Source organism: Pseudomonas sp. SWRI50 (assembly GCF_014269095.1).
Taxonomy (GTDB): domain Bacteria; phylum Pseudomonadota; class Gammaproteobacteria; order Pseudomonadales; family Pseudomonadaceae; genus Aquipseudomonas; species Aquipseudomonas kermanshahensis.
Genome location: NZ_JABWRW010000007.1, coordinates 86,470 through 103,795, shown reverse-complemented (window position 1 = coordinate 103,795; position 17,326 = coordinate 86,470). Strand labels below are relative to the sequence as shown.

Below are 17,326 nucleotides of genomic sequence, written 5' to 3'. Positions count from 1 at the left end.
CCCATCGCAGGCAAGCCAGCTCCTACAGAAGTGCGCGGTCCCCCTGTAGGAGCTGGCTTGCCTGCGATGGGCTGCGAAGCGGCCCCAAAATCTAGACCACGAAGTTCAAATGCTCGCCCCGATGCAACCCTAGGTCCAGCATATCGGCCATCCCCGCCGCTACCCTCTCCAGGTCGACCAACGTCTGGGGTGCATTGATCAGGGTCCAGTGCAACGCGCTGCGCTGCAACCCATCGACAACCTGGTCCACGCCTTCGCGCGCTTCATCGGTGTAATCGCCTGGCCTGTCCAGCACATCGAAATCGCCCACCAGCAACAGCCGGCGTATAGTCGTACGCGCAAGCCCGGCCACCAGCGCTTCGCTCATTTGCCATTGCGCAGGCAGGTCACCGGGTGCCAAGGCTGACACCAAGGCAACTACCGCCGAGCCGCCTGCGGCACCCTGCTCCGCCTGGTCGGCACTCGCCAGCCCGCCTATCTTGAAATGCAGGCCAGGGCGTGGCGCATGGCGGTTGAGGTCATCGACCACGGCGGTCACTTCGTGCTGGCGTGACAGCAGTTCGGTAATCAGCGCACTGCCAAGGCTGGACTCGGCCCCGAACAGGACCAGCTTGAATACTGGGGTTTCGGCGTTTTTCACTGCATCACTTCCTTTGCAGGGGGTGATGGTTTGACCGCAATCAGGAGTTATCGTGCAAAGGATCAAGGGCTATCACGCCCACGTGTACTACGACGCATCGACCCTCGAGCAGGCGCGAGAACTGTGTGAGGAGGCGGCGCGGCTGTTCCCCGTGACCATGGGGCGCATGCACCAGCAACCCGTGGGGCCGCATCCGGACTGGAGTTGCCAGCTGGCGTTCGGGCCTGAAGTGGTGGGGGTGGTGTTACCGTGGCTGGCGCTGTACCGCAAGGGGTTGGTGGTGTTTCTGCACCCGCTGACCGGGGATGAGCTGGCGGATCACCGGGATCATGCGATTTGGATGGGGGCTGTGCGGCCGCTGAAGCTGTCGATTTTTGGCGGCTAGATGGGGGCCGCTATGCGGCCATTCGCGGGGCAAGCCCGCTCCCACAGGTCGAGTGCTTTCTGACAGATTGCAGTGAACCTGTGGGAGCGGGCTTGCCCCGCGAAGAATGCAACGCCAATCAGCGTCGAGCGCCGCGTACCCCTTCAGCCAACGCCGAGCACAGGCTCAGCACATCATTGACGGCCTGATCGGCATCCTTGGCATGAGCGATCTTGTCGACCAGCGCCGACCCCACCACCACACCATCGGCGAGGCGGGCGATGTTCGCAGCCTGCTCCGGGGTACGAATGCCAAAACCAACGCTGATCGGCAGGTCGGTATGCCGACGCAGGCGGGCGATGGCTTCGGTCACGTGCTCGGTGGTTGCCGAGCCCGCGCCGGTCACACCGGCGACGGACACGTAATAGACGAACCCGGAGCTGCGCTCCAGCACACGCGGCAGGCGTGCGTCGTCGGTGGTCGGGGTGGTCAGGCGGATGAAGTCGATGCCCGAGGCCTGAGCCGGGGTGGCCAGCTCGGCATCATGCTCGGGCGGCAGGTCGACGATGATCAGGCCATCGACGCCGGCTTCCTTGGCTTCTGCCACGAACTTTTCCACGCCAAAGCGGTGGATCGGGTTGTAGTAACCCATCAGCACGATCGGCGTGGCTTGGTTGCCCACGCGGAATTCACGAACCATCTGCAGGGTCTTGGCCAAGGTCTGGCCGGCTTCCAGTGCACGCAGGGTCGCTAGCTGAATGGCCACGCCATCGGCCATCGGGTCGGTGAACGGCATGCCCAGCTCGATCACGTCGGCGCCGGCTTCCGGCAGGCCCTTGAGGATGCGCAGCGAAGCGTCATAGCCCGGGTCGCCCGCGGTAACGAAGGTGACCAGTGCCGAACGGCCTTCGGCCTTGAGTGCGGCGAAGCGTTGTTCAAGACGGCTCATGCCTGTTTCTCCTGGGCGGCCATGTGGTTCATCACGGTTTGCATGTCTTTGTCGCCGCGCCCGGACAGGCACACGACCATCAGGTGGTCCTTGGGCAGGTTCGGTGCGCGCTTGATCGCCTCGGCCAGGGCGTGGGAGCTTTCCAGGGCCGGGATGATGCCTTCCAGGCGACAGGTGGCGTGGAACGCATCAAGGGCTTCGTCGTCGGTGATGCTGACGTACTCGACGCGCTTCACTTCATGCAGGTAAGCGTGCTCTGGGCCGATGCCCGGGTAGTCGAGGCCGGCGGAAATCGAGTGGGCGTCGGTGATCTGGCCGTCAGCGTCCTGCAGCAGGTAGGTGCGGTTGCCGTGCAGCACGCCGGGTACGCCGCCGTTCAGGCTGGCGGCGTGTTTGTCGGTGTGCACGCCGTGGCCGCCGGCTTCGACGCCGATGATCTGCACGCTTGGCTCTTCAAGGAATTCGTGGAACAGGCCCATGGCGTTGGAGCCGCCACCGACGCAGGCCACCAGGCTGTCGGGCAGGCGCCCTTCCTTCTCTTGCAACTGGGCACGGGTTTCCTTGCCGATGATCGACTGGAAGTCGCGGACCATGGCCGGGTACGGGTGCGGGCCGGCGACGGTGCCGATCAGGTAGAAGGTGTCTTCGACGTTGGTGACCCAGTCGCGCAGGGCCTCGTTCATGGCGTCTTTCAGGGTGCCGGTACCGGCGGTGACCGGGACGATTTCGGCGCCCAGCAGCTTCATGCGGAACACGTTGGCCTGCTGGCGCTCGATGTCGGTGGCGCCCATGTAGATGACACAAGGCAGGCCGAAGCGGGCGGCGACGGTGGCGGTGGCCACGCCGTGCATGCCGGCACCGGTTTCGGCGATCAGACGTTTTTTGCCCATGCGCTTGGCCAGCAGCACCTGGCCGATGCAGTTGTTCACCTTGTGCGCGCCGGTGTGGTTGAGCTCTTCACGCTTGAAGAAGATTTTTGCCCCGCCACAGTGCTCGGTCAGGCGCTCGGCGAAGTACAGCGGGTTCGGGCGGCCGATGTAGTCGCGCTGGAAGTACGCCAGCTCTTCGAGAAACTTCGGGTCGGCCTTGGCGGCTTCGTATTCGCGGGCCAGGTCCAGTACCAGTGGCATCAGGGTTTCTGCCACGTAGCGGCCGCCGAACGAGCCGAACAGGCCGTTGGCGTCTGGGCCAGGGCGGTATTGAGTCTGGGTCATGGGGCGCTCCAAGGCGTAATGAATGAGTGATGGGCTTTACTCTAACCACGCAACGCCCGTCTGAAAACCGATAAGATTGCGCAAACCTGTCAGGAAAACTCACAAGACAATGGCCCAGGACCTTCCCCCGCTCAATGCCCTTAGGGCCTTCGAGGCGACTGCCCGGCTTAACAGCGTCAGCCAGGCGGCCGAAGCGCTGCATGTGACGCACGGCGCGGTCAGCCGGCAGATCAAAGTGCTTGAAGAGCACTTGGGCATTGCCCTGTTCGTCAAGGATGGGCGTGGCATCAAACTCACAGATGCCGGCATGCGCCTGCGCGATGCCAGTGGCGAGGCATTCGACAGGTTGCGGGGCGTGTGTGCCGAGTTGAGCCGGGATAACAGCGAGGCGCCGTTCGTCCTTGGCTGTTCCGGCAGCCTGCTGGCGCGGTGGTTCATCCCCAGGCTCGGGCGGCTCAAGGCCGACCTGCCGGAGCTGCGCCTGCACTTGTCTGCCGGGGAAGGCGACCTGGACCCCCGGCGCCCAGGCCTGGACGCCTTGCTGGTGTTTGCCGAGCCACCGTGGCCGGCGGACATGCAGGTGCACGTGTTGGCCGAAGAACGCATCGGGCCTGTGCTCAGCCCCCACTTCGCCGGCTTCGAGCGTTTGCGCGGCGCGGCGCCCCTGGCTTTGCTGGGCGAGTCGCTGCTGCATACCACCTCACGCCCGCAGGCGTGGCCTGCGTGGGCGGCGCAGCATGGGCTCGAGCCGGGCGCATTGCCGTTCGGCCAGGCCTTCGAACACCTGTACTACCTGCTGGAGGCCGCAGTGGCCGGGCTGGGTGTCGCGATCGCGCCGCAGCAGTTGGTGGCGGATGATCTGCGGGCTGGGAGGTTGGCGGCCCCTTGGGGTTTTTCACCCACGCACGCCGCGCTGGCGCTGTGGGTGCCACGGCGCGCCGCGGATGGGCGCGCCGAGCAACTGGCGCAATGGCTGCGCCAGGAGTTGCGGCTGCAGATCGCTTAATTGCGCTTGTACAGCAGCCATGCCGCCAGCAGGCCCAAGGCACCCACGGCTACCCCGGCGGTGGTGATGGGGTGCTCCTGGGCGTAGTCACGGGTGGCGATGCCGGTTTGGCGAGTGCGGGTCTTCACTTCCTCGTAGGCGTCGCTCAGCAGGCTGCGCGAATGTTTGAGTGCGCTCTCGGCGTTGCTGCGGATTGCCTTCACCGACTTCTGGGACTCCTCCGAGGCATCGTGTTTGAGGTTTTCCAGCGATTTCAGAAGGCTTTCGATCTCGGCTTCCATGCTTTCCAGGGATGTTTTACGCAGCGAGTTGCGGTGCATGTTGACTCTCCTTCGGGGATGGGCTGTAAGGATTGCGACTGCACCGCGCGGTGAAAGTGCGATCGAACTTTCATCCCTGGCGACGGCTCGCAGGTAAACCAGGCCTGCGCTGCTAGGCTCAATTTCACCGTCATCCAAGGAGAGTGCACATGTCCGATCATCACACGTACAAGAAGATCGAACTGGTTGGGTCGTCGCCCACCAGCATCGAGGACGCGATCAACAATGCCCTGGCCGAAGCGGGCAAGAGCATCAAGCACCTGGAATGGTTCGAAGTGATCGACACCCGGGGTCATATCCATGACAACAAGGCTGCGCACTTTCAGGTCACGCTCAAGGTTGGGTTTCGGATTGCCAATAGCTGAAGCAGTACCGGGCTAGCTGGCGCCGGCAAGATGGGGTAATAGAGAGGGGGCGCCGTTGCCGGCGCCCTCTTTGATTTTCATCTGTACAAGGAAAGCGATCGATGAAGAAACTGATTCTGGCGGCGGGCCTGATGGCACTGGCGGGTGGTGCGCTGGCGGCGGGCAAGCCGTGTGAAGAGCTGAAGGCCGAGATTGCCGCCAAGCTGGATGCCAAGCATGTAAAAGGCTACAAGCTGGAGATCGTCAAGAAAGGCGAACCAGCGGGCAAGGTTATCGGCAGCTGTGAAGGTGGCACAAAGGAGATTGTCTACCGGCGCGGCTGAACGGCGCCCCATTCGCGGGCATGCCCGCCTCCACGGCGTGTGGGGCGGGTTACCCGCAACGCGCGGCTACGCAGTCTTCAAGGCCTGCGCCATCAATTCATAGGACCTGACCCGGTCCGCATGCTCATACAAGTCGCAAGTGAAGATCAGCTCATCCGCGCCGGTCTGTTCCAGCAACACCTCGACGTTGGCCCGCACCTTCTGCGGGCTGCCAATCATCGCCAGGCCGAGGAAGCTCATCACCGCATCGCGCTCGTGGGGTAGCCACAGCCCATCCATGCTTGGCACGGGCGGACGTTGCATCAGGCTCTGCCCGCGAATCAGGGCAAGAATGCGCTGGTACACCGACGTGGCCAGGTACTCGGCCTGCTCGTCGGTGTCGGCCACCACCATCGGAATACCGAGCATCACATAGGGCTTGTCCAGCGTGGTGGAGGGTTTGAAATGGTTGCGATAGACGCGAATCGCTTCGTGCATGTAGCGCGGCGCAAAATGCGAGGCGAACGCATAGGGCATACCGCGCATGCCGGCCAACTGCGCACTGAACAGGCTTGAGCCGAGCAGCCACATTGGCACCTCGGTGTCATGCCCTGGCACGGCGATCACTTTTTGATCATCGGTGCGCGGGCCGAGGTAGCGCGACAGCTCTTCGACGTCATCGGGGAAGTCATCCGCACTGCCGGAGCGCTCGCGGCGCAGGGCCCGGGCGGTCATCTGGTCGGAACCAGGGGCGCGGCCCAGGCCCAGGTCGATGCGGCCTGGGTACAGGCTGGCCAAGGTGCCGAACTGTTCGGCGATCACCAGCGGCGCGTGGTTGGGCAGCATCACGCCACCGGAACCGACACGAATGGTCGAGGTACCGCCCGCCAGGTAGCCGAGCAACACCGAGGTCGCGGAACTGGCAATGCCATCCATGTTGTGGTGCTCGGCGACCCAGAAGCGGTTGTAGCCGAAGCGTTCCGCGTGCTGTGCAAGGTCCAGCGAGTTACGCAGCGACTGCGCCGGCCCGCCATCGGCGCGCACGGGCACGAGGTCGAGGGTGGAAATTTTCAGGTCACGCAGCTGCGTCATCGGAGCCTCCTTGAACGTGGTTGGCCAGAGGCCTTATGAACTCTGTATGGGCACATTCGGTGGATTCAATGCTTGCGGTCAGATTGATCTGAACTTGCCGTAGGTAGCTGACCTCTGAACCCTTAAGCATGTCACCCCCAAGATATGTAAACGTAGCGACCAGGAGGCATCATGAAAAAGACAGCATCGGCGATCTGGCAAGGCGGCCTGAAGGACGGCAAAGGCTTGCTTTCCACTGAAAGCGGCGCGCTCAAGCAGAACCCGTATGGCTTCAATACCCGTTTCGAAGGCTCGCCCGGCACCAACCCGGAAGAGCTGATCGGCGCTGCCCATGCCGGTTGCTTCTCGATGGCGCTGTCGATGATGCTGGGCGAAGCTGGGCTGACTGCGGACCGCATCGATACCATTGCCGAGGTGACGCTGGACAAGCAGGCCGACGGCTTTGCCATCACTGCTGTGCACCTGATCCTGAAGGCCAAGGTGCCGGGCGCGAGCGAGGCGCAGTTCCTTGAAATCGCCAACAAGGCCAAGGCCGGTTGCCCGGTGTCGAAGGTGCTCAACGCCACCATCAGCCTGGATGCCTCGCTGGTGGGCTAGGCGGCGCAACGAGGGCGGTTTGCTGTAGTCTAACCAGCAATGGCAGCACGACTGCCCTTTCAGGAGCCGTTCCATGATCCGCGTAGCAATCGCCGTGTTGGCCTCCCTGCTCGCCACCTCTACGCTGGCGGCAGTGAAACCGTGCGAAGAATTGAAAGCCGAGATCGAGGCCAAGATCCAGGCCCAGGGCGTACCGTCCTACACCCTGGAAATCGTGCCCAACAGCGAGGTCAAGGACCCGAACATGGTCGTGGGTAGCTGCGAAGGTGGCACCAAGAAGATCATCTACCAGAAGAACGACCGGTAGCGTCTGAATGCTGGGGCCACCTTGCGGCCCTTCGCGACGCAAGGCCGCTCCTACAGGTACATGACTGACTGTGGGAGCGGCCTTGCGCCGCGAAAGGGGCGCAAAGCGGCCCCAACGTCACGGAATGCAAAACACGTTGCTGGGTTCGTTCACCAGCACCTTGCGGCTAGCGTCGTACAGCAGCACCTGCGGCTCCATCACGGGCGCCCGGGCCTCCAGGCGATAGCGTTCGCCGGCTTTGAAATTGTCATAGCGCACCGTCAGATAACAGGTACGGTCCCTCGGCTGGGACATGATGCCCCCGCCGTAAATCTCATAATCGAAACGCACCACCAGCTCGTGCTTGCCAGGCGTTACCTGGAAGTAACGGCCATCTTCCAGCCGCTGACCGTCGAGGCGGTCGGCCATGAGGACCCTGCCGGGGGTAATGGTAGAAAGCTCGACCCAGGCCTGCTTGGGGTCGACGGGCGGCAAGGGGCTGGCGCAAGCCCCCAGTGCACTGAGGGCGATCAGCATCATGGGCTGGCGCATGGCAAAACTCCCACTTGCGATTCACACGTTACAAGCATAGCGCCGTTTGCGAGGTTCAGGTGCGCTGACAGCCCGCTGGCAGGCCTTGGCCCACCAGTTTTTGCTGGTGGTCATAAAGTTTGATCCAGGGGCGGAAGCCAATGCTGCCCGCCTGCAGCTGGTAGCGCTGGCCGGCGCTGAAGTCCTTGAAGGTGAGGTTGAGCTGGCAATCGCGCCACAGCGGCTCGTTGACCGGGCCGATATTGCTCGGGGTGACCGGGAACTGGTAGCGCACAGTCAGTTCGTGGCTGCCGGGGGCGACTTCGAAATAGCGTGTGTCAGCCCAGTCGCGTTCGTCCACCTGCACGGCGTGCAGCGACGTCTCGTCCACGGGGGTGAGGTCGACCCAGGCCTGGTTCGGATCCGGGTCCGGCAGGGTGGAGCACGCAGATAACAGCATGAGTGTGCTGGCGGCAAACAATGGACGCATGGCGAAACTCCCCCCTGGCGAGATAGTCTTGGAGCGAATTGGCCATGAGCGAGTCAGACAGTCCCAGATGCTTCGACTTTTTCTTTTGCAGCGCTCAGGCCCTGGGCCACTCGACCGCCTTTTCACCTGTTTTGTTCCCGTGTTGGCGGCCGTTCTGCTGAACGGTTGCAGCAGCGTCGGCTATTACGGCCAGTTAGCAGAAGGCCAATGGCAGCTACTGCGCGCGCGTCAGCCGGTGGAAAAGGTGCTAGCAGACCCGGCCAGCAGCCCGCAGTTACGTGCGCGGCTGCAGCATGCCGAACAGGCCCGTGTATTCGCCAGCCAGCAGCTGAAACTGCCGGACAACCGCAGCTACCGGGTTTACGCCGACCTGGGGCGCCCCTACGTGGTATGGAATGTATTCGCCACGCCTGAACTGTCGTTGCAGCCGGTCACGCATTGCTTCCCGATTGCCGGCTGCGTGGCCTATCGCGGCTATTACCGCCAGGGGGCGGCGCGGGGCGCGGCGGCGTTGATGCGCCAGACGGGTATGGATGTGTATGTGGGCGGCGTCGAGGCGTATTCGACCCTGGGCTGGTTCGACGACCCGTTGTTGTCGTCGATGGTTGGCTGGGGGGATGAGCGGTTGGCGTCGTTGATTTTCCATGAGTTGGCCCATCAGCGCTTTTATGTGCAGGACGACACGGCGTTCAACGAATCGTTTGCCACCTTCGTCGAGCAGGAGGGATCGCGGCAATGGCGCGCAGCGCGTGGGCTTGCAGCGATCGAGGATGATCAGGCGCAGCAGCGTGACCAGTTCATTCGGCTGGTGCTGGCCAGCCGTGAACGGCTCCAGGTGATGTATGCCGGGCCGCTGGATGACGCGCACAAGCGTGTGGCGAAGCAGGCGGAGTTCGAGCGGTTGCGGCGCGAGTACCGAGCTGTGCGTGATAGCCAGTGGGCGGGCGACACGCGATATGACGCCTGGATGTATGGGCCGATGAGCAATGCCAAGCTGCTGCCGTTTGGGCTGTATGACCAATGGGTGCCGGCGTTTGCGGCGGTGTTTGGTGAGGTTGGTGGGGATTGGGGGCGTTTTTATGAGCGCGTTGAGGCGCTTGGGCGGTTGCCGGTTGAAGCGCGTAAGGCGGCGTTGGCGCGGTTTGTGGTTACCCAATGAGATGTTGGGGCCGCTGTGCGGCCCATTCGCGGGGCAAGCCCGCTCCCACGGGTACCGCATCGCTATGAATGGCAGTGCAAAACTTGTGGGAGCGGGCTTGCCCTGCGAATGGGCTGCAAAGCAGCCCCAATCATTATCAGGCGTTAATGAAGGCCCGATGCATCTCGGCCAACGTAGCGAAATGAAACGCCGGCGCTTGGGCCGTCAACTCTTCTTCGCTACCAAACCCATACCCCACCGCCACCGCCTGCAGCCCATTGCTGCGGGCCCCGATCAGGTCGTGCTTGCGATCGCCGATCATCAGCGTTTGCGCCGGGTCCAGCCCTTCCTCGTCGAGCAAGTGACGAATCAACTCGACCTTGTTGGTACGGGTGCCGTCCAGCTCACTGCCATAAATCACCTTGAAGTGATGGTCGAACGCAAAGTGTCGAGCAATCTCGCGGGCGAATTCCCAAGGCTTGGACGTGGCCACATACAGTGTGCGCCCTTGGCCATTGAGGGCCTCGAGCAGCTCCGGTACGCCCTCGAACACCTGGTTTTCGTACAGGCCAGTGACGCGGAAACGCTCGCGATAAAAATTGACCGCCTCCCACGCTTTAGCTTCGTCAAAGCCGTAGAACTGCATGAACGCCTGCAGCAAGGGCGGGCCGATGAAGTGTTCGAGGCGGGCCAGGTCGGGTTCATCGATGCCCAGTTTGGCCAAGGCGTACTGGATGGAGCGGGTGATTCCCAACCGCGGGTCGGTCAGGGTGCCATCAAGGTCGAAGAGGATGTTCTGCTGGTGCATGTAAGCGATTCCACTCAAGTCATTCTGGTTGGTCGTAGCCTTCGGCCAGGTGCTGGTCCTTGAGCTTGACGTAATTGCTGGCGCTGTACGGGAAGAACGCGCGTTCTTTGTCGGTCAGCGGCCGGGCCTGTTTTACCGGGCTGCCCACATACAGGAAGCCGCTCTCCAGGCGCTTGCCGGGCGGTACCAGGCTGCCGGCGCCGATGATCACTTCGTCCTCGACGATGGCGCCGTCCATGATGGTGCTGCCCATGCCGACCAGAATCCGGTTGCCCAGGGTACAGCCATGCAGCATCACCTTGTGACCGATGGTCACTTCATCGCCGATGATCAGCGGGAAGCCATCCGGGTTGAACGGGCCGGCATGGGTGATGTGCAGCACGCTGCCGTCCTGCACGCTGGTGCGTGCGCCGATGCGGATGCGGTGCATGTCGCCGCGTACTACAGTCAATGGCCAGACCGAGCTGTCTTCGCCAATCTCCACGTCACCCAACACCACCGCCGAGCGGTCGACGAAGGCCCGTGGTGCAACTTTTGGAGTGTGTTGCTGGAAGCTTCGAATGGCCATGATAGGGTCTCTCATCTGTGCCGATAGGCAGGCTGCCTGCTGCGGTCGGCGTCGATTGTAATTAAGATGGTCTAGTGTTTCTTCTGCCAAGGTATCCAAACCGTGAGTGCGACCAACCCGCTTCTGCAGCCCTACGATCTGCCGCCCTTCTCGGCGATCCGCGCCGAACACGTGCTGCCGGCGATCGAAGAGATCCTGGCCGACAACCGCAAAGCCATTGCCGATATCCTCGAAAAGCAGGGCAAGAACCCTACCTGGGCTGGCCTGGTGCTGGCCATGGACGAACTGAATGACCGCCTGGGCGCTGCCTGGAGCCCAGTCAGCCACCTCAATGCCGTGTGCAACAGCAAGGAATTGCGCGAGGCCTACGAGTCTTGCCTGCCAGCGCTGAGCGCCTACTCTACCGAACTGGGCCAGAACCGTGCGCTGTTCGAAGCCTACCAGGCGGTGGTCAACAGCCCGGAAGCGGCGAGTTTCGACGTGGCGCAGAAGACCATCCTTGAACATGCCCTGCGCGACTTCCGCCTGTCGGGCATCGACCTGCCGGCCGACAAGCAGCAGCGCTATGCCGAAGTGCAGAGCAAGCTCAGCGAGCTGGGCAGCCGGTTCTCCAACCAGCTGCTCGATGCCACCCAAGCCTGGACCAAGCACGTCACCGACGAAGCCGTGCTGGACGGCCTGACCGATTCGGCCAAGGCGCAGATGGCGGCCGCGGCCCAGGCCAAAGACCTCGACGGCTGGCTGATCACCCTGGAATTCCCCAGCTATTACGCGGTGATGACCTACGCCAGCGACCGCGCCCTGCGCGAAGAGCTGTATGCCGCCTACTGCACCCGCGCCTCGGACCAAGGCCCTAATGCCGGCCAGTTCGACAATGGCCCGGTGATGCAGGAAATCCTCGACCTGCGTCAGGAACTGGCCAAGCTGCTGGGCTACTCGAACTACGCCGAGCTGAGCCTGGCCACCAAGATGGCCGAGTCCAGCGACCAGGTGCTGAGCTTCCTGCGTGACCTGGCCAAACGCTCCAAGCCGTTCGCTGCCCAGGACCTGGAGCAGCTCAAGGCTTACGCTGCCGAGCAGGGCTGCCCGCAGCTGTCCAGCTGGGATGCCGGTTACTTTGGCGAGAAGCTGCGCGAGCAACGCTACAGCGTGTCGCAGGAAACCCTGCGTGCCTACTTCCCGATCGACAAGGTGCTGTCGGGCCTGTTCAGCATCGTTCAGCGCCTGTACGGCATCGAAATTGCCGAGCTCAAAGGCTTCGACAGCTGGCACCCGGATGTACGCCTGTTCGAAATCAAGGAAAACGGCCAACACGTCGGTCGCTTCTTCTTCGACCTCTATGCCCGCGCCAACAAGCGCGGTGGCGCCTGGATGGACGGCGCCCGTGACCGTCGCCGCACCGTTGAAGGCGCGCTGCAGAGCCCGGTGGCCAACCTGGTGTGCAACTTCACCCCTGCCGCGCCCGGCAAGCCTGCGCTGTTGACCCACGATGAAGTCACCACCCTGTTCCACGAGTTCGGCCACGGTCTGCACCACCTGCTGACCCGTATCGAACATGCCGGTGTGTCTGGCATCAATGGCGTGGCCTGGGACGCGGTCGAGTTGCCGAGCCAGTTCATGGAGAACTGGTGCTGGGAGCCGGAAGGCCTGGCGCTGATCTCCGGCCATTACGAAACGGGCGCTGCCCTGCCCCAAGACCTGCTGGACAAGATGCTGGCGGCGAAGAACTTCCAGTCGGGCATGATGATGGTGCGCCAGCTGGAATTCTCGTTGTTCGACTTCGAGCTGCACGCCACCCACGGCGATGGCCGCAGCGTGCTGGACGTGCTCGAAGGCGTGCGCGACGAGGTGACAGTGATGCGCCCACCGGCGTACAACCGTTTCCCCAACAGCTTCGCGCACATCTTCGCGGGCGGTTATGCCGCGGGCTACTACAGCTACAAGTGGGCTGAGGTGCTGTCGGCCGACGCGTTCTCGCGCTTTGAGGAAGAAGGCGTGCTGAATGCCGAGACTGGCCGTGCCTTCCGCGAGGCGATCTTGGCGCGGGGTGGTTCGCGTGAGCCGATGGTGCTGTTCGTCGACTTCCGTGGCCGTGAGCCTTCCATTGATGCATTGCTGCGCCACTGCGGGCTGAGCGAGGACGCGGCGGCATGAGTGAGGTAGTTGTGAACAAGACCAAGAAGCGCTTTATCGCCGGGGCGGTCTGCCCGGCGTGCAGCGAGCCCGACAAGCTGATGATGTGGAACGAAGATGGCGTGCCGCACCGCGAATGCGTGGCCTGCGGCTTCACCGATACCCTGAATGAACAAGGGCTGTCGGTGCCTTCGGAGCTCGGCACGCGGGTCAACCACCTGGCGCCCAAGCCGGCGCCGGCGAAGGTGCAGACCGTGCAGTTCTTCCCCAATCCGAAGCTGAAGAAACCGGCCGAATAAGGCCGGCCTACCTGGCCGGGTGGTAGATAATCAAGCCTCTACCGCCCTGCCAGGTAGGCATGCTCGCCCGCTCCCCCACTGAGCAAGGCGATGCGTCATGGACAATCCTCTCCTGCAAGGCAGCAAGACCCCCGTCGATTATTCCGCGATCACTTTGCAGAACATGCAGGCGGCATTCGATCATGTGCTGCAGGCGCACGAACAAGGCATCGCCCGCATCATCGAACGGCAACAGGCGCTGCCCACTTGGGATGACCTGGTGTTGGCAGTCGATGAGCTGGATGCGCAATTGCTGGCGGTGCTCTATGCCGTCATGCCACTGATGGGTAAGGCGCCGAGCTGGGGCGAGGCGATTATGGGCTTCTACGCCCGAGCGGTCGCACGCTTCGATCAAAAATTAATCAACGCCCGCCTACAGGCACTCTACGCACGCTTGGCCAGCAGTGCCCATGGCATGAACTTGGTTGCGCAGCAGCGCGCCACCCTGAGTTGGCACCTGGACAAGTTCGCCAGCAGTGGCGTTGCGCTCGGCGAAGCCGACAAGGCGCGCCTGGTCGAGTTACAGACGCAGATCGGCAACCTGCACCAAGCGTTCTTAGGCAACCTCGACCGGCCAGGGCTGCTGGTCGATGATGAAGACGAACTGCGTGGCCTGCCACCCAGGCTGCGTGAGGAGCTGGCGGTGCGCGCTGAGGAAGCCGGCGAGCAAGGCTGGCTGGTCGCCTGCGAAAGCGCGTCCACCGAGGCCGTGCTGCGCCAGGCGGCCCATCGCCCCTTGCGTGAACGGCTCTACCGCGCGTTTCATACCCGTGGCGTCAGTACCGATCTGGCGCAGGATAACGGCACCCATCTGCAGCAACTGGCAGAATGCCTGGACGAAAAAGCCCGCCTGTTGGGTGCTGCCAACCACGTCGAACTGAGCCTGCGCAGCAAGAGCGCCGGGTCGCTCAGCGAGGTAGGCGATTTTCTCCAGGGCCTGGCAGCGGCAGTGAAGCCGGCAATGGCGCAGTGGCGCACGAAGCTTCAACAGCAGGCGACGGCGCAAAACCTGGGGCATGTTCAGCCTTGGGACATCAGCTATCTACAGGCCACAGCGGGCGACGCCAGCGCCAATGAGGCCTTTCGTGATTACTTCCCGTTGAGTGCAGTGGTCACGGCCTTGACTGGCCTGGCCCGGCAATTGTTTGCGCTCGACCTGCGTCCCAGGCAGCTGGCTGCCTGGGACGACAGCGTGCAAAGCTTCGAGGTCTGGCAGGACCACGCCCACATAGGCCTGCTTTACCTGGACGCGGTGCAACACACTGGCAAACAGCCCGACGCCGTGTTCACCACCTATGTGCGTAACCGGCGCATTGATGCCGAGGGCATCTACCAGCCTGCGGTGGTGGTGGTGAACAGCGATATCCCCGCCGCACTGGCGGGCGCCGAGCCGTTGCTCGATCACCTGTCGCTGCGCAAGCTGTACCACGAGTTCGGCCATGCCCTGCACCACTTGCTGGTGCGCACCACCAACCACGTCATGTCCAATGTGACCGAGCTGGGCAATGACGGCGTGGAGCTGTTCGGCAAGCTGCTGGAGCGCTGGGTGTGGGATGCGCGTTACCTGGCGGGTATCGCGGCGCAGCGTGAAGATGGCAGTGCGCTGAGCGAGGCCCAGGCTGAGGCATACCTGAGCCAGTTCAAGCAAGAAGGCATCGAGGAAATCGGCCGCGACCTGAGCCTGGCGCTGTTCGACCTCGACCTGCACGGCGCGCCCCATGACGGCAGAACGCTTGAGCAGCGCCTGCAGCAAGCCCGCGGCCTTTGCGGCTACTGGCCTTTGGCGGATTTCGAACACCCCGCGCATGCCTTCGATCACTTGGTCACTGGCTACGATGCCGGCTTTTACGCCTACCTGTGGGCAGACGTGCATGCCTTCGACCTGTTCACGCGCTTCGAAGCGCGCGGTTTGCTCGACCGCGAAACGGGGCGCGCGCTGCAAGAGACACTGTTCGAACCCGGTGCCTCGCAGCCCCTGCGTGATGGCATCGAAGCCTTCCTCGGACGCCTGCCCAGCCATGCCGCCTACCTGCGGTGGTACGGGCTGGTCAGATAACCGCGTCAACCAGGCTTGCGCAGCTAATGGAGTGGTGAATAGTTAGGCCACTGCCGGCCCGACCGCCATGAATACTCGCCCACTCAACCCAGTCAGTAAGGCGAGTATTCATGGACAATCCACTCCTTCAAGGCGGCAACATCCCCGTCGACTACCCGTTGATAACACGGGAGCACATCCTCGAGGCTGTCGAGCAAGTGCTTCTGGCGCATGAACAAGGTATCGCGCGCATTATCGAGCATCAGCAAGCACGGCCAACTTGGGATGACCTGGTACTGGCGGTGGACGAGCTGGATGCCCAGTTGTGGGCTGTGTGTTATGCCGTTTACCCGCTCATGGGTAAGAAGGGCTGGGACAAGGCGATTTTCGACTGTCACAGCAAGGTGAGTGCACGTAACGCTCAGCGATTTGGCGACAGCAGGTTGCAAGCGTTGTATGCACGCCTGGCCAGCAGCGGCAATGGGGTAAACCTGGATGCTTCAAAGCGCGCAACCTTGCGTTGGCACCTCGACATGTTCGTTACCGCAGGCGCTGCATTAGCCGCGACCGACAAGGCCCGTCTGGTTGAGTTGGAGGCGCAGATCGCGGCAGCGTGCCGGTCGTTTGCGGATAACATCACGTGGCCAGGGTTGTTGATCACGAGCGAGGCCGAACTGGACGGCCTTCCTCAAACACTGCGCGACCAGTTGGCGGCACGTGCCGATAAAGCTGGCGTGCAGGGCTGGGTGATTGATCATGACAAGGTCATCATCGAGGCGGTGCTGCAGCACGCGCATGATCGCTCGCTGCGTAAAGACCTTTACCATGAAATCCATACTATTGGTGTGAGCGAAGACGTTGCGCAGGACAATGCTACCCATCTGCTGCGGCTTGTCGAACTCCGGGACGAAAGGGCGCGCCTGCTTGGCCTGGCTAATCACTCAGAATTGACCCTGTTGGAAAAGAGCGCAGGCTCGGTCATTCAGGTTCGCGTTTTTCTACAGCGTCTGGCAGAGGCGGTGCGCCCGGCGATGCTGCAATGGCGTTCGCACCTGGAGCAGCAGGCTGCTGCGCAGGGTATGGGAGTTGTTCGACCGTGGGATGTCAGTTACCTGAACAGCAAGCCGAAAGCGAGGTTGCCTAGCGAAGCGTTTAGCCAGCACTTCCCCCTGAGCGCGGTAGTCGCGGCATTGAGTGACCTGGCACAGCATCTGTTCGCGCTCGACCTGCGGTTGACGCAATTGCCGACCTGGCATTGCAGCGTGCAAGCATTCGAAGTGTGGCAGGACCATGCGTTGGTGGGGTATTTCTATCTGGACGCTGTGCAGCATGAGGGCAAGTTCGGCGCTTCAGTTGCTACCGACCCCCTGCGCACTCGACGGGTGAATGCCGAGGGTATTTTCCAGCCGGCAGTGGTAGTGGTTTACAGCGATATCCCGGCAGCACTGGCCGGCGCTGAGCCGCTGTTGGATCACCTGTCGCTTCGCAAGCTGTACCACGAGTTTGGCCTCGCCCTTTACCAGTTGCTGGTCCGTACCCCTACCCACTTCATGTCCATGGTGACGCCACTGGGCACGGATGGCATTGCGCTGATCGGTAGACTGTTTGAGCGTTGGGTGTGGAACGCGCCTTACCTGACTAGCATCGCAGCGCCTCGGGCAGATGGCAGTGAGTTGAGCAAGGCCCAGGCCGAGGCGTTTTTGAGCCAGTTCAAGCAGCAAGGTATCGAGACCATTGGCCTGGACCTGAGCATGGCCCTGTTTGACCTCGACCTGCACAGCGCCCTGCGAGATGGCACATCCCTCGCCAGACGACTCGCAGAAGCCCGTGAGCGGTGCGGATATTGGCCGTTGGAGGATTTCGAGCGCCCCGCACAGGCTTTCGATCGGTTGGTCAAAGGCGACGATGCCGGTTGTTACGCCTACCTGTGGGCAGACGTGCATGCCTTCGACCTGTTCACGCGTTTCGAAGCACACGGCTTGCTCGACCGTGAAACGGGGCGCGCGCTGCAAGAGACTCTGTTCGAACCCGGTGCCTCGCAGCCGCTGCGTGATGGCATCGAAGCCTTCCTCGGGCGCCTGCCCAGCCATGCCGCCTATGCACGTTGGTACGGCCTGACCTGACCAGAGGCGCTGGAATAAACCGCATAC

General features: G+C 62.7%; 20 protein-coding genes. 11 read left to right on the top strand and 9 right to left on the bottom strand.

The features are described 5' to 3' along the window. Nucleotides 1-91: 91 nt before the first annotated feature. Nucleotides 92-640, bottom strand: a complete 549-nt coding sequence (locus tag HU750_RS10230; RefSeq protein WP_099452520.1) for an NAD(P)H-binding protein — start codon at nt 638-640, stop codon at nt 92-94. A 52-nt stretch (nt 641-692) separates the two neighbouring features. On the opposite strand from HU750_RS10230, the gene HU750_RS10225 reads away from it, so the two are divergent. After that, nucleotides 693-1,025: a DOPA 4,5-dioxygenase family protein gene (locus HU750_RS10225; protein WP_027592035.1), complete on the top strand. Its 333-nt coding sequence runs from the start codon at nt 693-695 to the stop codon at nt 1,023-1,025. A 118-nt stretch (nt 1,026-1,143) separates the two neighbouring features. Here the strand turns inward: HU750_RS10225 and trpA are convergent, their stop codons facing one another. Beyond that, entirely contained in the window at nt 1,144-1,953 is an 810-nt protein-coding gene (trpA, locus tag HU750_RS10220; protein WP_186679243.1) for a tryptophan synthase subunit alpha, read from the bottom strand. Then, nucleotides 1,950-3,167, bottom strand: a complete 1,218-nt coding sequence (gene trpB, locus HU750_RS10215) for a tryptophan synthase subunit beta (RefSeq protein WP_027592033.1) — start codon at nt 3,165-3,167, stop codon at nt 1,950-1,952. Before trpB ends, trpA begins: the two co-directional genes overlap by 4 nt. A gap of 109 nt (nt 3,168-3,276) precedes the next feature. Here trpB and HU750_RS10210 point away from each other — a divergent pair, with 109 nt between their 5' ends. Continuing rightward, entirely contained in the window at nt 3,277-4,173 is an 897-nt protein-coding gene (locus HU750_RS10210) for a LysR family transcriptional regulator (protein ID WP_186679241.1), read from the top strand. Here HU750_RS10210 and HU750_RS10205 read toward each other — a convergent pair. Further along, the gene (locus HU750_RS10205) at nt 4,170-4,493 is read right to left on the bottom strand and encodes an ElaB/YgaM/YqjD family protein (protein ID WP_027592031.1); all 324 of its coding nucleotides are present in this window, start codon (nt 4,491-4,493) and stop codon (nt 4,170-4,172) included. The two genes, HU750_RS10210 and HU750_RS10205, sit on opposite strands and share 4 nt — an antisense overlap. 149 nt (nt 4,494-4,642) lie before the next feature. Here HU750_RS10205 and HU750_RS10200 point away from each other — a divergent pair, with 149 nt between their 5' ends. Together HU750_RS10200 and HU750_RS10195 are read left to right on the top strand one after the other, a co-directional pair. Further along, entirely contained in the window at nt 4,643-4,858 is a 216-nt protein-coding gene (locus HU750_RS10200; protein ID WP_027592030.1) for a dodecin, read from the top strand. Between the two features lie 101 nt (nt 4,859-4,959). Beyond that, entirely contained in the window at nt 4,960-5,181 is a 222-nt protein-coding gene (locus tag HU750_RS10195) for a DUF1161 domain-containing protein (RefSeq protein ID WP_186679239.1), read from the top strand. A gap of 66 nt (nt 5,182-5,247) precedes the next feature. On the opposite strand, the gene HU750_RS10190 is transcribed toward HU750_RS10195, so the two are convergent. Beyond that, on the bottom strand, nt 5,248-6,252 hold the full coding sequence (locus tag HU750_RS10190; RefSeq protein ID WP_186679234.1) for an LLM class flavin-dependent oxidoreductase: 1,005 nt from the start codon (nt 6,250-6,252) through the stop codon (nt 5,248-5,250). 171 nt (nt 6,253-6,423) lie between these two features. On the opposite strand from HU750_RS10190, the gene HU750_RS10185 reads away from it, so the two are divergent. After that, on the top strand, nt 6,424-6,849 hold the full coding sequence (locus HU750_RS10185) for an OsmC family protein (protein WP_027592027.1): 426 nt from the start codon (nt 6,424-6,426) through the stop codon (nt 6,847-6,849). A 73-nt stretch (nt 6,850-6,922) separates the two neighbouring features. After that, nucleotides 6,923-7,156 carry a DUF1161 domain-containing protein gene (locus HU750_RS10180; RefSeq protein WP_027592026.1) on the top strand — a complete coding sequence of 78 codons (234 nt, stop codon included), beginning with the start codon at nt 6,923-6,925 and terminating at the stop codon, nt 7,154-7,156. A 117-nt stretch (nt 7,157-7,273) separates the two neighbouring features. Here HU750_RS10180 and HU750_RS10175 read toward each other — a convergent pair whose 3' ends face one another. Then, entirely contained in the window at nt 7,274-7,687 is a 414-nt protein-coding gene (locus tag HU750_RS10175) for a PA0061/PA0062 family lipoprotein (protein ID WP_099452524.1), read from the bottom strand. 55 nt (nt 7,688-7,742) lie between these two features. After that, nucleotides 7,743-8,156 carry a PA0061/PA0062 family lipoprotein gene (locus tag HU750_RS10170; protein ID WP_027592024.1) on the bottom strand — a complete coding sequence of 138 codons (414 nt, stop codon included), beginning with the start codon at nt 8,154-8,156 and terminating at the stop codon, nt 7,743-7,745. 85 nt (nt 8,157-8,241) lie between these two features. On the opposite strand from HU750_RS10170, the gene HU750_RS10165 reads away from it, so the two are divergent. Further along, nucleotides 8,242-9,315, top strand: a complete 1,074-nt coding sequence (locus HU750_RS10165) for an aminopeptidase (protein ID WP_186679422.1) — start codon at nt 8,242-8,244, stop codon at nt 9,313-9,315. Between the two features lie 136 nt (nt 9,316-9,451). Here HU750_RS10165 and HU750_RS10160 read toward each other — a convergent pair whose 3' ends face one another. Then, the gene (locus HU750_RS10160) at nt 9,452-10,102 is read right to left on the bottom strand and encodes an HAD family hydrolase (RefSeq protein WP_186679232.1); all 651 of its coding nucleotides are present in this window, start codon (nt 10,100-10,102) and stop codon (nt 9,452-9,454) included. A 19-nt stretch (nt 10,103-10,121) separates the two neighbouring features. Beyond that, a complete protein-coding gene (locus HU750_RS10155) occupies nt 10,122-10,670 on the bottom strand; it encodes a gamma carbonic anhydrase family protein (RefSeq protein WP_027592021.1) in 549 nt (182 codons plus the stop codon). Between the two features lie 102 nt (nt 10,671-10,772). Between HU750_RS10155 and prlC the strand changes: the two genes are divergently transcribed. The 4 genes from prlC (at nt 10,773) to HU750_RS10135 (ending at nt 17,299) form a co-directional block, all read left to right on the top strand. After that, nucleotides 10,773-12,824 (top strand): oligopeptidase A, encoded by a 2,052-nt coding sequence (gene prlC / locus HU750_RS10150; protein ID WP_186679230.1) that lies wholly within the window; start codon nt 10,773-10,775, stop codon nt 12,822-12,824. Beyond that, a complete protein-coding gene (locus HU750_RS10145; RefSeq protein WP_027592019.1) occupies nt 12,821-13,102 on the top strand; it encodes a YheV family putative zinc ribbon protein in 282 nt (93 codons plus the stop codon). The genes prlC and HU750_RS10145 overlap by 4 nt, the downstream gene beginning before the upstream one ends. A gap of 97 nt (nt 13,103-13,199) precedes the next feature. Further along, nucleotides 13,200-15,197 carry a M3 family metallopeptidase gene (locus tag HU750_RS10140; RefSeq protein ID WP_186679228.1) on the top strand — a complete coding sequence of 666 codons (1,998 nt, stop codon included), beginning with the start codon at nt 13,200-13,202 and terminating at the stop codon, nt 15,195-15,197. 110 nt (nt 15,198-15,307) lie between these two features. Then, on the top strand, nt 15,308-17,299 hold the full coding sequence (locus tag HU750_RS10135) for a M3 family metallopeptidase (protein WP_186679225.1): 1,992 nt from the start codon (nt 15,308-15,310) through the stop codon (nt 17,297-17,299). The last annotated feature ends 27 nt before the right edge of the window (nt 17,300-17,326 follow it).

Coding starts and splice junctions, on each gene's coding strand:
- trpA (WP_186679243.1), bottom strand. CDS start 1,953: ATGAGCCGTCTTGAACAACGCTTCGCCGCACTCAAGGCCGAAGGCCGT.
- trpB (WP_027592033.1), bottom strand. CDS start 3,167: ATGACCCAGACTCAATACCGCCCTGGCCCAGACGCCAACGGCCTGTTC.
- HU750_RS10210 (WP_186679241.1), top strand. CDS start 3,277: ATGGCCCAGGACCTTCCCCCGCTCAATGCCCTTAGGGCCTTCGAGGCG.
- HU750_RS10205 (WP_027592031.1), bottom strand. CDS start 4,493: ATGCACCGCAACTCGCTGCGTAAAACATCCCTGGAAAGCATGGAAGCC.
- HU750_RS10200 (WP_027592030.1), top strand. CDS start 4,643: ATGTCCGATCATCACACGTACAAGAAGATCGAACTGGTTGGGTCGTCG.
- HU750_RS10195 (WP_186679239.1), top strand. CDS start 4,960: ATGAAGAAACTGATTCTGGCGGCGGGCCTGATGGCACTGGCGGGTGGT.
- HU750_RS10190 (WP_186679234.1), bottom strand. CDS start 6,252: ATGACGCAGCTGCGTGACCTGAAAATTTCCACCCTCGACCTCGTGCCC.
- HU750_RS10185 (WP_027592027.1), top strand. CDS start 6,424: ATGAAAAAGACAGCATCGGCGATCTGGCAAGGCGGCCTGAAGGACGGC.
- HU750_RS10180 (WP_027592026.1), top strand. CDS start 6,923: ATGATCCGCGTAGCAATCGCCGTGTTGGCCTCCCTGCTCGCCACCTCT.
- HU750_RS10175 (WP_099452524.1), bottom strand. CDS start 7,687: ATGCGCCAGCCCATGATGCTGATCGCCCTCAGTGCACTGGGGGCTTGC.
- HU750_RS10170 (WP_027592024.1), bottom strand. CDS start 8,156: ATGCGTCCATTGTTTGCCGCCAGCACACTCATGCTGTTATCTGCGTGC.
- HU750_RS10160 (WP_186679232.1), bottom strand. CDS start 10,102: ATGCACCAGCAGAACATCCTCTTCGACCTTGATGGCACCCTGACCGAC.
- HU750_RS10155 (WP_027592021.1), bottom strand. CDS start 10,670: ATGGCCATTCGAAGCTTCCAGCAACACACTCCAAAAGTTGCACCACGG.
- HU750_RS10145 (WP_027592019.1), top strand. CDS start 12,821: ATGAGTGAGGTAGTTGTGAACAAGACCAAGAAGCGCTTTATCGCCGGG.
- HU750_RS10140 (WP_186679228.1), top strand. CDS start 13,200: ATGGACAATCCTCTCCTGCAAGGCAGCAAGACCCCCGTCGATTATTCC.
- HU750_RS10135 (WP_186679225.1), top strand. CDS start 15,308: ATGGACAATCCACTCCTTCAAGGCGGCAACATCCCCGTCGACTACCCG.